Origin of the sequence: Chitinophaga oryzae, from assembly GCF_012516375.2 — a bacterium.
GTDB classification, from domain to species: Bacteria; Bacteroidota; Bacteroidia; order Chitinophagales; family Chitinophagaceae; genus Chitinophaga; species Chitinophaga oryzae.
Map to the genome: position 1 here is coordinate 5,660,643 of NZ_CP051204.2, position 15,810 is coordinate 5,676,452.

Annotated in this window: 10 protein-coding genes; 4 read left to right on the forward strand and 6 right to left on the reverse strand. The window is 52.2% G+C overall.

What is annotated here, in order from left to right; all coding sequences use genetic code 11:
- The first annotated feature begins 107 nt into the window (after window positions 1-107).
- A complete protein-coding gene (locus HF324_RS22290; protein ID WP_168804603.1) occupies window positions 108-1,112 on the forward strand; it encodes a glycosyltransferase family 4 protein in 1,005 nt (334 codons plus the stop codon).
- A gap of 2 nt (window positions 1,113-1,114) precedes the next feature.
- Here the strand turns inward: HF324_RS22290 and HF324_RS22295 are convergent, their stop codons facing one another.
- Genes HF324_RS22295 through HF324_RS22305 form a run of 3 tightly spaced genes read right to left on the reverse strand, consistent with a single transcriptional unit; the run spans window position 1,115 to window position 5,339 of the window.
- Window positions 1,115-2,584, reverse strand: a complete 1,470-nt coding sequence (locus tag HF324_RS22295) for a glycoside hydrolase family 130 protein (protein WP_168860867.1) — start codon at window positions 2,582-2,584, stop codon at window positions 1,115-1,117.
- A 13-nt stretch (window positions 2,585-2,597) separates the two neighbouring features.
- On the reverse strand, window positions 2,598-3,869 hold the full coding sequence (locus HF324_RS22300; RefSeq protein WP_168804605.1) for a glucose-1-phosphate adenylyltransferase: 1,272 nt from the start codon (window positions 3,867-3,869) through the stop codon (window positions 2,598-2,600).
- A 51-nt stretch (window positions 3,870-3,920) separates the two neighbouring features.
- On the reverse strand, window positions 3,921-5,339 hold the full coding sequence (locus HF324_RS22305; RefSeq protein ID WP_168860868.1) for a glycogen synthase: 1,419 nt from the start codon (window positions 5,337-5,339) through the stop codon (window positions 3,921-3,923).
- 179 nt (window positions 5,340-5,518) lie between these two features.
- Here HF324_RS22305 and HF324_RS22310 point away from each other — a divergent pair, with 179 nt between their 5' ends.
- The 3 genes from HF324_RS22310 (at window position 5,519) to HF324_RS22320 (ending at window position 10,923) form a co-directional block, all read left to right on the forward strand.
- Window positions 5,519-6,418, forward strand: a complete 900-nt coding sequence (locus HF324_RS22310; RefSeq protein WP_168860869.1) for a DUF72 domain-containing protein — start codon at window positions 5,519-5,521, stop codon at window positions 6,416-6,418.
- A gap of 225 nt (window positions 6,419-6,643) precedes the next feature.
- Window positions 6,644-7,792: an MBL fold metallo-hydrolase gene (locus HF324_RS22315; protein WP_220101221.1), complete on the forward strand. Its 1,149-nt coding sequence runs from the start codon at window positions 6,644-6,646 to the stop codon at window positions 7,790-7,792.
- 206 nt (window positions 7,793-7,998) lie between these two features.
- Window positions 7,999-10,923 carry an FAD-binding and (Fe-S)-binding domain-containing protein gene (locus tag HF324_RS22320; RefSeq protein ID WP_246269609.1) on the forward strand — a complete coding sequence of 975 codons (2,925 nt, stop codon included), beginning with the start codon at window positions 7,999-8,001 and terminating at the stop codon, window positions 10,921-10,923.
- 77 nt (window positions 10,924-11,000) lie between these two features.
- Here the strand turns inward: HF324_RS22320 and HF324_RS22325 are convergent, their stop codons facing one another.
- The 3 genes from HF324_RS22325 to HF324_RS22335 form a co-directional block, all read right to left on the reverse strand.
- Complete coding sequence (locus HF324_RS22325; RefSeq protein WP_168804608.1) at window positions 11,001-11,651, reverse strand: serine O-acetyltransferase; 651 nt, start codon at window positions 11,649-11,651, stop codon at window positions 11,001-11,003.
- A gap of 187 nt (window positions 11,652-11,838) precedes the next feature.
- Window positions 11,839-12,603 carry a class I SAM-dependent methyltransferase gene (locus HF324_RS22330; protein WP_168860871.1) on the reverse strand — a complete coding sequence of 255 codons (765 nt, stop codon included), beginning with the start codon at window positions 12,601-12,603 and terminating at the stop codon, window positions 11,839-11,841.
- Window positions 12,604-12,617: 14 nt separating this feature from the next.
- On the reverse strand, window positions 12,618-15,791 hold the full coding sequence (locus tag HF324_RS22335) for an efflux RND transporter permease subunit (protein ID WP_168804610.1): 3,174 nt from the start codon (window positions 15,789-15,791) through the stop codon (window positions 12,618-12,620).
- Window positions 15,792-15,810: the final 19 nt, after the last annotated feature.

Sequence of the window (15,810 nt, forward strand, 5' to 3'; positions counted from 1 at the left end):
AGTTAGAGAAGAAATTGTGATTTCAGGTTTTTTACTACTGAAATTTGATGGGCGGGTAAATGTGGATTGGAATTTGCCGTAAAGGCTGATCGGAAAACCGGAACACTATGAAGATCGCAATCCTTTCGCCTGTAGCCTGGCGGACCCCACCCCGGCATTATGGCCCCTGGGAACAAATGGCTTCCAATCTTGCCGAAGGACTGGTGGCACGCGGCGCAGACGTGACCCTCTTCGCCACCGGCGATTCCCTCACCCAGGGCAAGCTGGCATGGATCTGCCCGCAGGGATACGAGGAAGACCGGAACGCAGACGCCAAAGTCAATGAGTGTATGCACATCAGCTACCTGATGGAACAGGCGCACCATTACGATATCATCCACAATCATTTCGACTTCCTGCCACTTACCTACTCCCGGCTGATTCATACCCCCATGGTGACCACCATTCACGGCTTTTCTTCGGAGAAAATCGTCCCGGTATACCAGCGCTACAACCAGGTGGGGCATTATGTAGCCATCAGCAATGCCGACAGGCATCCCCGGCTGCAGTACAAAGCCACCGTCTACAATGGCGTAAGGCCCGGTGATTTTGCCTTTAACCCGGCGCCCGACGATTACCTGCTGTACTATGGCCGCATTCATCCCGACAAAGGCACGCACGACGCCATAAAGATTGCGCTGCAGGCCCGGCGCCGCCTGTTGATAGCGGGTATCATCCAGCAGCAGGATTATTTTGAAGAAATGGTAAAACCTTTTATAGATGATGAACAGATCAGCTACCTGGGGTCTGTAGGTGGTCCTGCGCGCAGTGAACTGCTGGGTAAAGCCAGCGCCCTGCTGCACCCGATTCATTTTAACGAACCCTTTGGGCTGAGCGTGGCCGAAGCGATGTTGTGCGGCACCCCCGTCATCGCTTTCAATAAAGGCGCCATGCCGGAACTGATACTGGACGGGCGCACCGGCTATTTAGTCAACACCGTGGACGAAGCAGTGGCTGCTGTGGAAGCCCTGGGCCAGCTGGACCGGTACGCCAGTCATCTGCATGCACACGAGCATTTCACTACCGACCGGATGACGGCCGATTACCTGAAAGTATACCAGTCGCTTGGATAAGGTTATACGCCGTCTGCTTTGATCTGGGCCAGCAGCTTTTCGAGGTTGACAGTAGCGAAACCGGAGGCATAATCGGAGAGGCCGTAGGGAATGATCAGTTCATCGTTGTGTATAATAGAACCGCAGGAATAAAGCACATTGGGCACGTAACCTTCTCTTTCGTCTTTATTGGGCATCAGCAATGGTTCCCGCAGGCGGCCGATCTCCGTGCCGGGATCTTCGAGGTCCAGCAGGCTGGCGCCAATGCAATAGGTGCGCATGGGACCTACGCCATGTGTGATCACCAGCCAGCCTTCCGGCGTTTCGATCGGTGACCCGCAGTTGCCTACCTGTACAAACTCCCAGGGGTATTTAGGTGTCTGCAGGATCTGCGGGTTTTCCCATATGTTGATTTTATCGGAATACATAATGTATCCGTTGATACCATCAATTCGGGAGATCATCACATATTTCCCGTTGATCTTGCGGGGAAAGAGGGCCAGGTTTTTATTCTGGGCCCCCTCTCCGTACAAGGGCATAATTTTAAAATTATAGAAGTCTTCAGTGGACAACAGCTTGGGCTGGATAGTGATGCCGTCAAATGCGGTGTAGGTGGCGTAGTAGGTAACGTCGCCATCTTCCCCTTTGTATTTCACAAAGCGGGCGTCTTCAATACCCCGGCTTTCGGCGTCGGAATACGGGAAGATCACCCGGTCGGAGATGTCCGTGTCCAGCGAGAAATTCAGTTCGTAATAAGAGTCTGCCAGCCAGAGCAACCTTTCCAGCGCTTTTTTCACCAGGTGGTCTACCTGGTAGCGTTGCTGCATTTCGCGGATCACTTTTTTCAGGGACATGTACTCAAATTCGTCCGACAGGCTGTTCATCACCTCCTGCATCACGGGGTCCGGCAGTTTGATGGAAACCGCATTCTGAAAAAAGGTCTCTTTTTTATACATGGCATTGCGGATCACTTCCGCTTCATCCACGTAGTTGCCGGCCGCTTGCAGCGTAATCTGGTTGTTGCGGTCGATGATACCGCTGCGGAAAGCGATGGACGAGATATGCCCTTCGCCGACGGCGCGGAAGCTGAGGATCACTCTTTTCTCCCCTTCCTCCAGCCCGCTCTGGTCCACATCTTCAATCAGCGACGGATTAAAAAAGGCGGCAGATTCAATAGAATACTCATTGGTAAAATACGAGCCTGTCAACAGTTTTCTCTTCAGGGACAATTCATCATAATTGACCTGAACCGCAGCAAAAAGATGCCGGATCCTGTCTGCATGTTTCTCGAAAATGCGGGTAATATTGCGGTGGCGCCGGGAGAACTCTCTCAGTATAGGCGTTATCGTTACATCCACCTGCTCATCGCTCATGGCGGCAACATGTTGTATAATGGATTTGGCCCTGGCTTCGCCATTGAAAAAAAACCTGGCTACCACTCTTTTCAGATCAGGATAGATCTTCGTAGGTTTCCGCTCAATTGACACTCGCATGTGTATTGTTTTGTTAGATGTTGAATCCGTCCGGCAGGACTACTCCTTTTTTAACAACAACAATGCCGTCTTTCACCGTATATTTTTCAAAGTCTCCATCCGGTAGATGGTCTCCGCCCTGAATGTGTACGTTGTTTCCGATACTGCAGTTCTTGTCAATAATCGCCTTGTCGATCACACAGTTTTCGCCGATGCCCATGGGCGGACGGCCTTCCGCGCTGGCCCTGTCCAGTTCGTCGAGGGTCTGGTAGTAGTCACTGCCCATGATATACGTATTAGAGACGACCGAGCCCCTGCCGATGCGGGTACGGATACCCACCACGCAACGTTCCAACCGGCTTGCCATAATAATACAACCGTCGGCGATGATTGTTTTCTCCATGGTACCGGATATTTTGGCGGGGGGAAGCATCCGCGCGCGGGAATAGATGGTCTGCGATTCGTTGAACAGGTTAAACTGCGGTATATCGTCTGTGAGCCCGATATTGGCTTCCCAGAAAGAGGAGATGTTACCGATGTCGGTCCAGTAGCCTTCATACTGGTAACTGAATACGCGGGCCTTTGCTTCGATGGCTTCCGGGATCACCTGCTTGCCGAAGTCGGCCGCCTCCGGTTGTTTGCCCAGCATATCGAAGAGCACGTCCCGGCTGAAGATATAGATACCCATACTGGCGAGGTACACGCGGCCTGCGTTTTTCATTTCGTCGCTCACCTCAGACGCCCACGGCGGCAGCACGTCCTGCGACGGCTTTTCTGTAAAGGAGACGATAGCTCCGGAGGCATCTGTTTTCAGGATACCGAAATCCGACGCTTCTTTGGCAGCCACCGGGATGGTAGCGATAGAGATCTCAGCGCCGGTTTCGATATGATGGTTGATCATATCGCGGAAGTCCATCTGGTATAACTGGTCGCCGGAGAGGATCAGCACATATTTAAAATCGAAATTCTCCACATGGTGCAGGCACTGCCTTACAGCGTCTGCGGTGCCCTGGTACCAGGTGGGGTTATCGGGCGTTTGTTCGGCAGCGAGGATGTCTACGAATCCTTTGTCGAAATGACTGAAATGGTACGAGTTTTTGATGTGTTTGTTAAGCGAGGCGGAGTTGAACTGGGTTAAAACGAAAATACGGTTCAGTTCCGCGTTCAGACAGTTGGAGATGGGAATATCCACCAGTCTGTATTTACCGGCAAGGGGCACTGCCGGTTTGGAACGGCGACGGGTAAGGGGATATAAGCGGGTACCTGCACCGCCTCCGAGGATAATGGATATTACATCTTTAGTCATAGTGTGGACGTTGGTTTAGATTAGGAAATCGCTGCGCGTTATCGTGATTAGTTAACCTTTCATACTGTTGTAAACATCGAGGTACTGCTGTGCCGAGCGTCCCCAGGAATGATTGAGCCGCATGCCACGCAGGCGGATTTCCGAGAGATGGGCGGTATCGTTGAACAGTTCCACCGCACGTTTTACGGAGTAACAGGCATCCCATACCCCTGCCTGATTAAAACGTATGCCAAATCCGCCGGGGTCTCCAAAATCGGTCACGGTATCTTTTAAGCCGCCGGTGCTGCGGACCATCGGCACGGTACCATAACGCAGGGCATAGAGCTGGTTAAGCCCGCAGGGCTCCACTCTTGACGGCATCAGCAGGAAATCGCTGCCGGCATAGATCAGGTGTGACAGTGCTTCATTATATCCTATATGCAGGTTAAAACCGTAGCTAACATCATGTCGGGTTTGTTGTAGTGACCATTCCACATGTGGATCACCGCTACCCAGTACGAGGAAGTTTACCTCGCCCGGCAGCTCATGCAGGCTGCGGCCAATAATCTCCGGCAGCAGATCGGCGCCCTTGTCCCCTACCAGCCGGCCGATAAACGATACCAGCGGCAGCGACGAATCGAGGCCGAAGCGTTCACAGAGGACCTGCTTGTTTTCCTTTTTACCCTGTGCCACCGTTTCCAGGTCATAATTGGCCTGTACCATATGGTCCGTCTCCGGGTCCCACACTGCGGTGTCTATACCGTTGATAATGCCGACTGTTTTAGCCCTCTCATGATTGATCAGCCGCTCCAGTCCGTTGGCATTTTGGTACAGTTCTTCCAGGTATCCCGGCGATACGGTGGTGACCTTCCAGGCGCATTTGACGGCCGCCGCCAGCGGGTTAATGGCGCCGCCCCAGTCCAGCAGGCCGGCTTTCCACAGATCGAAAGACGGGATGAGGTACAGCTTGTCCCACCCAAACTGGCCCTGGTACTGGGCATTATGGATGGTGAGCACGGAAGGGATGTCCCGCATACGCTCATATTTATAACCGTAACTCATCAGAAAGGGAATCAGGCCGGTGTGGTGGTCGTGGCAATGCACAACATCGGGCTGGTGGTTCCATTCGTTGACCCAGTCCAGCACAGCAATCTGAAATGCCAGGAACCGTTCTGTATCGTTGGGATAACCGTAAACGCCCGGCGTATCCAGCAGACCGGGGATGTCTACCAGGTAAAGGTCAAAGCCCAGTTCATTGTTCCTTTCTTTTAACACATTGAAATGATACCAGTCGTGCCCCAGCCACATCCCCGCCTGGTGCACCACGTCAAATTCATGCGTATCGTAATACTTGTTCCTGTAGGCCGGCACCACCACTTTGGCGATAGACCCGAGCTCGTATTGGTATTTGGGCAATGCCCCTACCACGTCACCGAGCCCACCTACTTTGGCTACCGGGTAACATTCCGCGCTAACGTGTAAAATTTCCATGCTAAATAATTGATAATCTATCTTAAGTTAACTTGTAAAAACAAAAAAACAAAAGGTTTCCACTATTTTATTTTAGCAGTGTGTTTTGCCCCTGCGGCCCCCTGCTTTTAGTATATTTGCAGTACCTGCCTTTGTCCCTTTTACCATGATTGTCATGTACCCCCTTAAAACCGCTTGTTATGGATTTTGGCCGTGTTACACCTGCGGAGCTGGAAGAACTGGACTTTAAACTGCCCGCAGAACCGCTCTTCAACAAAAAAGTGCTGAAAGGCAAGCCCGTAAAGAAACCGCAGGCCTGGCTGGGCTGTGCCAAATGGGGCCGCAAGGAATGGATCGGGAAAATATATCCCAAAGGCACCAGGGAAGCCCGGTTCCTGGCCGAATACGTGCGGCATTTCAACAGCATTGAGCTCAACGCCACGCACTACCAGATCTATGGTCCGGACACCATCTCCAAATGGGACGCACCGGCCAAAGGCATGGAATTCAAATTCTGTCCCAAAGTGCCACAGGCCATCAGCCATTTCAGCAATCTCAGTCCCGCTACCGCCGGCCCTAAGACCACCTCTTTCCTGGAGGGCGTGCTGGCCTTCGGCAAACACCTCGGCCCTATTTTCCTGCAGCTGAGCGACAAATACGGCCCTGCCAAACGGAATGCGTTGTACGATTACCTTGCCTCCCTGCCCACCGACCTGCAGTTTTTCCTGGAAGTAAGACATAAAGAATGGTATGAAGACGAAGCCGTCCGGCTGGAGCTGTTCGAGAAGCTGCGGGAGCTGAAAGTAGGCGCCATCATCACCGATACCGCCGGCAGAAGGGACTGCGCCCATATGCACCTCACCGTTCCGAAGATATTCATCCGTTTTGTGGGCAACAGCCTGCATCCTACCGACTACACCCGTATCGACGACTGGGCCAACCGTATCAAATACTGGCTGGACAACGGCCTGCAGGAAGTTTATTTCTTCATGCACATGCACGACGAGGCGCTGTCGCCCGACCTGGCGGCCTATCTGGCTGACAGGATAGAAGCCGTTTGCGGCCTCCAGGTAAAAAAGCCGCAATTTGTAAAGGAATAGAAGAGTCCGTTTGCCCAGGAAGACGGGCACTTTCCAACATTCAAATTGCAGGTTATTTAGGCATCAGCCATGAATTTCTCAGCAAAATCAGAAGAAAGATCGCCGAAAAAATAACCTGTTATTTCATTTATTGAACTTGTTTAATGGTGGCCGAAGAAGCATGGTCTAGTTTTGTGGTATCATTTGAGCAAAAAAAGCATGTTTCACGAAATTATCTTATCTATTATGGCTACAATAGTGTTTTCAGGATCCGCTTTGGCAGGCCTGAACATCAGGATTTACAACCCCGGCGCAAATGCCGTTTTCCCGGTCACCTCCACCCTCGTATATGGTGATAAAGACGCTGTTCTTATCGACGCTCAATTTCAGAAAAAATACGTCCTGGAATTGATAACGGAAATAAAGGCTACCGGTAAAAATCTGAAGACGATCTATATATCACATAGCGATCCTGATTTCTATTTCGGCCTTGACGAATTAAAAAAAGCATTTCCCGGCACAGCTATAGTATCCACCGCGCAAACCGCCTATTTAATTGAGGCATCCAAAGATCAGAAACTGGCGGTATGGGGGCCTCAACTCAAAGAAGATGCGCCATCTGAAATAATAGTTCCGAAAGCAATAGCGGAATTGCCACTTCTGGAAGGTCACAAACTCGAAATCATCCAGTCAAAAGAAGATCCGGCGCATAGTTTTGTATGGATCCCGTCTATAAGAACAATAGTTGGTGGAATCTCTGTGGGCGAAGGAGCGCATTTATGGATGGCAGACACGAAAAATTATAAAGCGCTGGACCTATGGATGGCACAAATAAACAAGATGAAGTCATTGCAACCCCAAAAAGTAATCCCTTCCCATTTTACTAAACTGGATGAATCTCCTGAAGTGCTGGATTTTGTCGAAAATTATCTTAAGGATTATAAAAACGCTGCGCTGTCCGGTTCCAACGGGGAGGACCTGGCAAATAAAATGATGGCAAAGTATCCTCAATTACCGGGCAAAGAATCGTTGGAAATGGGAGCTAAAGTATTTAAAGGAGAAATGCAATGGGATTTAAAATCTCCCTATCCGGCAATTGGCAATCATGTGTTAGTGAACTTCGGTGGTGGATTTGTATTTGATCTCAATTATCCGGACAATAAACAGATGCGTTTTACAGGCAAATCAGAAAGTACAAAAAACCTTTCAGAACTGGTAGACTACACTGCCGTAGAGGTTAGCCCAAACGTATTCATGGTATATTGGACCGAGACCAGCACGAAAACAAATGTAGTGCATGTGCAAAACTGGAATACAGGAGAGGTATATACCAACATTGCTCATCCGGATGGTTCATTCGATCATTTTAAAGGAACGATGAAGCTAGCGGATTAAAGATCACAATGCAGGATACCAGGACGCAAAAATCCGGTAAATCGTCTGATTTACCGGATTTTTGCTTTTATTCGATTCCTCCGGTCAAAGCCCCGCCCCCGATAAAAGCCTGAGCAGTAGGGGAGTTTTTTTTCCCGAATACTTTACAAGAGATAAAAAAGCCGGACTGATGTATTAAATTTGCCCTTTCAAACCCGGTACATACCATGATGCGCGAAAAGCTGGAACAATTGGCCCAGGAACTGGAAGGAACGCTTTATACAGACAATACCATGCGGACACTCTATGCCACCGATGCGTCGGCATACCGTGAAATGCCGCTGGCGGTGGCCATCCCCGAATCAATAGACGACCTTAAGAAGCTGATCTCTTTTGCGCGTACCAATAAAACATCGCTGATACCCCGCACCGCAGGCACCTCGCTGGCAGGCCAGGTGGTGGGCAACGGTATCATTACCGACGTATCCCGCACCTTTACCAAAATACTGGAACTCAATACCGCCGAAAACTGGGTGCGCGTACAGCCCGGCGTGATCCGCGACGAGCTGAACATGTACCTGAAGCCGCACGGCTTCTATTTCGGTCCCGAAACATCCACCGCCAACCGCGCCATGATCGGCGGCATGGTAGGCAACAACTCCTGCGGCTCCAACAGCGTGGTATACGGCAGTACCCGCGAACACCTGCTGGAAGTAAAAGCCCTGCTGAGCAACGGCGAAGAGGTCACCTTCGGCGCCCTCAGCCCCGACGCTTTCCATGCCAAATGCGAAGGGCCCGATACCCTCGAAACCCGCATCTACCGGCAGATACGCAGCACCCTGAGCGACTACCGCAACCAGGAGGAGATACGCCGCGAATTCCCTAAAAAGAGCATCCCCCGCCGCAATACCGGCTACGCCGTAGATATGCTGCTGGAAACCGCTCCCTTTACCGCCGGCACCGAAGATTTCAACTTCTGCAAACTCATCGCAGGCTCCGAAGGGACCCTCGCCCTGATCACAGAAATAAAACTGCATATAGATCCCCTGCCTCCCAAAGAGACAGGCCTGCTCTGTATCCACTTCAACAGCGTGGACGAATCGCTCCGGGCCAATATCCAGGTGATGGACTTCAAACCCAGCGCCAGCGAACTGATAGACCACTTCATCCTGGAGTGCACCAAAGACAATATCGAACAACGTAAAAACCGCTTCTTTGTACAGGGCGACCCCGGCGCCATCCTCGTGGTGGAATTCTGCCGCAACACCCGCGAAGAAGTGATAGAAATTGCCGGCCGGCTGGAAGCGCGGCTGCGCGCTGCCGGGCTGGGCTACCACTTCCCGCTCCTGTTCGGCGAAGACACCAAGAAAATCTGGACCCTCCGCAAAGCCGGACTGGGACTGCTCAGTAACCTGCCCGGCGACGAAAAAGCCGTGCCGGTGATTGAAGATACCGCCGTGGCCGTGGAAGACCTCCCCGATTTCATACGTGACTTCAACGTGATCCTGGAAAAGTATGACCTGCATGCCGTACACTACGCACACGCCGGCAGCGGGGAGATCCACCTCCGCCCGATCATCAACCTGAAAACGGAAGAAGGCAACCAGCTCTTCAGGACCATCGCGGAAGAAATAGCCACCCTCGTAAAAAAATACCACGGCTCCCTCAGCGGCGAACATGGCGACGGCCGCCTGCGCGGTGAATTTATCCGCCAGATGGTAGGCGAAAAAAACTATGAGCTGCTGCGCCAGATCAAATACACCTGGGACCCAGAAAACATCTTCAATCCTCATAAGATCGTGGACACACCGTCCATGAACAGCATGCTGCGGTACCAACCCGGGCAAAAAACACCGGACTTCCATACCATCTTCCACTTCCCGGAACAAACCATCCTGCAACACGCCGAGCAGTGCAACGGTTCCGGCGACTGCCGTAAAACGCCACTGAGCGGCGGCACTATGTGCCCCAGCTACATGGCCACCCGCAACGAAAAGGATACTACCCGCGCCAGGGCTAATATCCTGCGCGAGTTCCTGACACACTCCACCAAGGAAAACCGCTTCGACCATAAAGAGATCTATGATGTGCTAGACCTCTGCCTCGCCTGCAAGGGCTGTAAGTCAGAATGCCCGTCCAATGTGGATATGGCCAAGCTGAAGATGGAGTTTCTGCAACACTACCACGACGCCAACGGCGTACCGCTGCGGGCGAAAATGATCGGAAACTTTTCCAAACTGTCCGGCCTCGCCGCCATCGCCCCCGGCATCTATAATGGGCTGATCAATAACAGCTTTACCGGCGGCCTTATCCGTAAATTCAGCGGCTTTGCCGCCAAACGTTCCCTGCCCGGCCTTCACAGCACCACGCTGCGGAAATGGTTCAACCAGACCTGGCCGAAGGAAAAACAGGGCGCCGGCAACCGCACCGTATATCTTTTCTGCGATGAGTTTACCAACTACAATGATACGCCGGTAGGCATCAAAGCAGTACAGCTGCTGCATCGCCTCGGTTACGAAGTGAAAATGATCGACCATCCGGAAAGTGCGCGCGCTTACATGTCCAAAGGACTGCTGCGCCAGGCACGCGAACTGGCAGAAGAGAATGTTCGTATATTCAGCAACGTTATCAACGACAACACGCCCCTGCTCGGCGTAGAGCCCTCTGCCATCCTCAGCTTCCGCGACGAATACCCTGACCTTGTCCGGGAAAATCTTCGCCCACAGGCGCAGACGCTGGCCAAAAACTGTTTCCTGATCGATGAGTTTATTGCCAGCGAAGCGGAGAAAGGACATATCACCGCAGCACAGTTCACCGATAAGCCACAACAGATCAAATTGCACGGGCACTGCCAGCAGAAAGCACTTTCTTCTGCGCTGCACAGCAAGAAGATGTTGTCTATCCCGCAACACTATACCGTAGAGGTGATCCCCTCCGGCTGCTGTGGCATGGCAGGATCTTTCGGCTACGAAAAAGAACACTACGATCTCAGCATGCAGATCGGGGAAATGGTGCTGTTCCCCGCAGTGCGCAACGCCGCCGCCGGTACGCTGATCGCCGCCCCCGGCACCAGCTGCCGCCACCAGGTGAAAGATGGCACCGGCGTAAAAGCACTGCACCCGGTGGAAATATTATTTGACAGCCTGGTTTAAACAGACTACGGATACTATCAACAAAAAAGCGAAGAGACCAGGTCTCTTCGCTTTTTTAATTATGGCTGTACTGGATTTTACTTAAAACCGATATTGTTCACCACGTCGTCCGGGTAACCATAAAATTTTGCATACAGAATTTTGTTCCGTTCCACTGCCGTTCCCGGCTCCTTCTCTTTACCTATCACAAACGGATTACCGCTGCCAATTACGTGGTCCGGCACATCTTTGCTCACGGTGGAGTTAGCGCCGATGATCACATCATCGCCCACAGAGACCGGGCCTGCGATCACTGTGCCGGCACAAATGAAACACCAGCTGCCGATGACCGGCGTGGTCCTGTTACCTTTCGTTTTTCCGAAATTTCCGCCCAGGGTCACATGTTGCCCGATAGTGGTCATAGCGCCTATTTTAACATGGCCTCCGATGATCACTCCGTAGGGATGCGGTAAACGGAGCCCTCCGGCGATATCCGCAGTATGGGCCAGGGTAGAACCATAGCGCCGCCTGAGCCGGTTCGAATAATAAAAGGTCAGTATTTTTATCCGCTTGCTATGAAAGTAGCTGCATAATCTGAATAAGAGCACCGCATGAAAGGCCTCGCTTTTTAATGCTCGCTGGACGATGAGCAGCAACAACTTTCCTTTCCCGCCACGAGGTACGGTAGGTACACCGTTTCTAACGTTATACCATGACAGGTCCATCTTTATTTTATCCCAAAAACCCATATTGTTCTGATTAATAATAGTGTATGCGTTCAGGTGTTTTCATTACCAGGCATGGAAGCAAACATGGGATGTTGCTCCGTATAAGATATGGCATATAAAAAGACCTGTGTTCAGCAGGTTATTAAAGGTTTATTCAATATTTTTTTATTCTATCCGACGGTAGCAAAGATAGAAAACAATTTTACATTCAGCGTGTGTCCGCTATTAAGCCTGTGTATAATTTTGTTTCATACCGGAACAGGACCATGCCGTTTTCCTGGTACTTTTCAAAAATATCCTCCAGGTCCTTTACCATGGCCGCATAGCCGGGATTTGTCTTATCCGGCATATATGACGAAGAGGTTAACCGCCCTTTCAGCGCAGGAAAATCAAAACGCTGCACATTCTGGAAAGTTTTCTCCCGGAAGGACCCTTGTGCAAAAAGGATGCCCAGCTGTGCCGGACTTATATTCCGGTGTTTCATGTCTTTATAGTCTATGCCGTGGCGATGCAACAGGTCCTCGTAGGCCTGTTCAAAGGGAGTATTCGTTTGCCGGATGTTCCACATTAGTACAACATAGGCATTTTGTTTTGCGATACGTCTGAATTCTTCGCCGGCAGCTTCCTGGTCAAACCAGTGAAACGCCTGGCCGGCAATGATCAGATCTACGGAGTCATCCGGCAGGGTGGTACGTTCTGCCGTTCCCGTTACGCTCCGGAAGTTAGGATACCTCAGCAGCAGTTTCTCCGCAGCCTCCCGCATTTCTTTATTAGGCTCCACGGCGTAAACGATATTACCGTTGTCCAGGAAAGGGGTTGTAGAAATACCGGTACCGGAGCCTATATCGGCTATTACGGACTGATGGGTAAGCCCCGCTTCAGCAGCCAGGTATGGTATGATGGCAACCGGGTAATGCGGCCGGTACTTTACATAGTTGTCTACTTTGTTGCTGAATCGTTCCGTATTTTTCATGACTAAAAATAAAACTATTCGCCCAGCCCTTTGGGTTTCTTCTCTTCGTTGCCGTGTGCTTCCAGCTCTGCCAGTTTCTTTTTACCGTAGGCCAGTTTGGTGATAAGCACATACAATACCGGAACGGTAAATACCCCCAGCACGGTGGCTGCCAGCATACCGCCAATAACGGTATAGCCTATATTAACACGGGAAGCCGCACCGGCGCCCTGCGCCAGGCACAGCGGCACCACGCCGAGGATGAAGGCGAAGGACGTCATGAGGATAGGCCTGAAACGCAGTTTCACCGCTTCCAGCGTGGCTTCCATCAATGGCATGCCTCTGTCTACACGCTCTTTACAGAATTCCACGATCAGGATGGCGTTTTTAGCGGCCAGCCCGATCAGGGTAATGAGACCAATCTGGGAGTATACGCTGTTGGCCTGTTTGGTGAGCGCCAGCGCTACAATGGAGCCAAACAAGGCCACGGGTACCGCCAGCAGCACGGAGAAAGGTACAGACCAGCTTTCGTACAGCGCGGTGAGCAGCAGGAACACAAACAGTATAGACAACATAAAGATCAGCACGCTGCTGTTACCTGCTTTTATTTCCTGCAGGGACACGTTCGCCCATTCATAGCCGAAGTTCTCCGGCAGCACTTTGGCGGCTACTTCCTGCAGCGCCTTGATGGCGTCGCCGCTGCTGTAGCCCACCTGGCTGTCACCGTCTATCTCTACAGAGCGGTACAGGTTAAAGTGATTGATTACCGGGGCGCCTGCGCCTTTCTGGGTGGTGATGAGCGCGCTGAGCGGCACCATCTGCCCCAGGTTATTGCGTACGTAGTAGGTAGCGAGGTTGTCGATGCTGGTACGATATAACGAGTCTGCCTGCATCACCACGCGGAAGCTGCGGCTGAACCGCGTGAAGTCGTTGACGTACAGGCCGCCGAGGAAAGTCTGCAAAGCGTTGAACACATCGCTGACGGCCACGCCCAGCTGTTTACACTTGTCCCTGTCCACTTCTACGTTGAACTGCGGCGTGTTGGCGCTGAAGAAGGCGTAGGCGCGGGCTATTTCCGGCCGCTGGTTGGCCTCCATCAGGAACTGCCCCATTACCTGCATGAACTGTTTAATATCCGGGTTGCTTTTTTGTTCGAGGATAAACGAGAAGCCGCCCGACGTACCCATACCGCGCAGGGTGGGCGCCGGGATGGCAATGATGGTGGCGCCGATAATACGCGAGGCGGCGCCCTGGATACGGCCCAGCACCTTGCCGATATCGTCTCCGTGCGCATAGCGCTCATCCCAGGGTTTGAGGCTCACGAAGAAGGTACCCGAGTTGGGTTTCACCGCATTGGCCACGAAGTTCATCCCGGTGATGCCGAAGAAGTGGTTCACGGCGCTGTCGGCGCTGAGGATATGGCCGATTTCATCCACCACTTCCTTGGTGCGTTCGGTAGATGCCGCTTCCGGCAGCTCCAGTGCTATGAAGAGGGCCCCCATGTCTTCCTGGGGCACAAAGGTGGTAGGTGTCTTCTTAAAAAGATAAAAAGCAACGGCGAACAGCACGCCCAGCAGGATGAGCACCACCGGCGTAAAGCGGATGGAACGCATCACCATGTTGCCGTAGCGGTTGGTGACACGGGTAAACCATTCGTTGAATTTATAGAAGAACTTATTCAGCCCGTGTGATTTTTTGGTAAGATGGGCAGGCCTTAGCAGGATGGCTGTCAGCGCCGGGGTGAGCGTCAACGCCAGGAAAGCGGAGAGCAACACCGAAAAAGCGATGGTGAGTGCAAACTGCTGGTACAACCGCCCGCTTACGCCGGGGATAAACGCTACGGGCACAAACACTGCCGCGAGGATCAGCGCAATGGCAATTACCGGCGCCTGTACTTCCGACATAGCTTTGAAAGTGGCTTCCCGCGGCGACATCAGGTCTGCGTCGATATGATGCTGGACCGCCTCCACCACCACGATGGCGTCGTCCACCACGATACCGATGGCCAGCACGAAACCGAAGAGGGTCAGGGTGTTGATAGAGAACCCCAGCAGCTGGAAGAATATAAAGGTACCGATCAGCGAGATGGGGATGACCAATATCGGGATGATGGTCGCCCGCCAGTTCTGCAGGAAGATGAACACCACGATCACCACCAGGGCGAGTGCTTCCAGGAAAGTGTGGAACACCTCGTTGATGGATATTTTTACGAAGGAGGTCGTTTCAAAAGGAATCAGCCAGTTCACGTCTTCCGGAAAAGATTTGGCCAGTTCTTCCATCTTGGCGATCACCCGGTCGTTCACGTCGAGGGCGTTAGCGCCCGGCGCCAGGTAAATGGCCAGACCGCTACCGGTTTTACCGTCGGCTTTCGCATCGATGGCGTAGGTAAAGGAGCCGAGGTTGATGCGGGCCACATCGCGGAGGCGAATGAGGCCGCCGTTGGGATTTTTAGCGACCACTACATTACCGAATTCTTCAGAAGTAGCCAGACGGCCTTTTACGCTGACCGTATACTCAAAAGCCTGCGTGCGCGACATGGGAGGCGCTCCGATACTGCCCGCCGGCACCTGCTGGTTCTGTTCGGTCACCGCCCGCGCGATGTCAGCGGCGGTCAGGTTGAGCGCTGCCATCTTATCGGGGTTGAGCCATATGCGCATACTGTAGTCCTGCGAGAAGGCGTTTACGTCTCCTACCCCTTCGATACGGGCCAGTTCAGGTTTGAGATAGATATTGATATAGTTGTCGAGGAATTCGCGGGTGTGCTGCCCTTTGGGCGAGTTGAGCCCGATCACCATCAACATGTCGTTGGACCGTTTTTTAACGGTTACCCCTACACGTCTTACTTCGTCCGGCGTACTGGGGAGGGCGAGGCTCACCCTGTTCTGCACGTCGAGGGTGGCGATGTCCGGATCGGTGCCCAGGTTAAAGGTGACGGTAATACTCATGGAACCGTCGTTGGCGCTTACCGACTGTATGTACATGGCGCCGGGCGTACCGTTCACCTGGTTTTCGATGGGCGTGGTCACTGTTTCTTCCACGGTGGTGGAGTTGGCGCCCACGTAGTTGGCCCTTACATCCGTTACGGGGGGCGCAATATCCGGCAGCTGGGCAATAGGCAGGTTAAACATACAGATCAACCCTACAATCACCAGGATGATGGATATAACTATCGTAGTATTCTTGCGCTCAATAAAAGTTTTTGAAATCATACTGTGATGGTGATTTAAG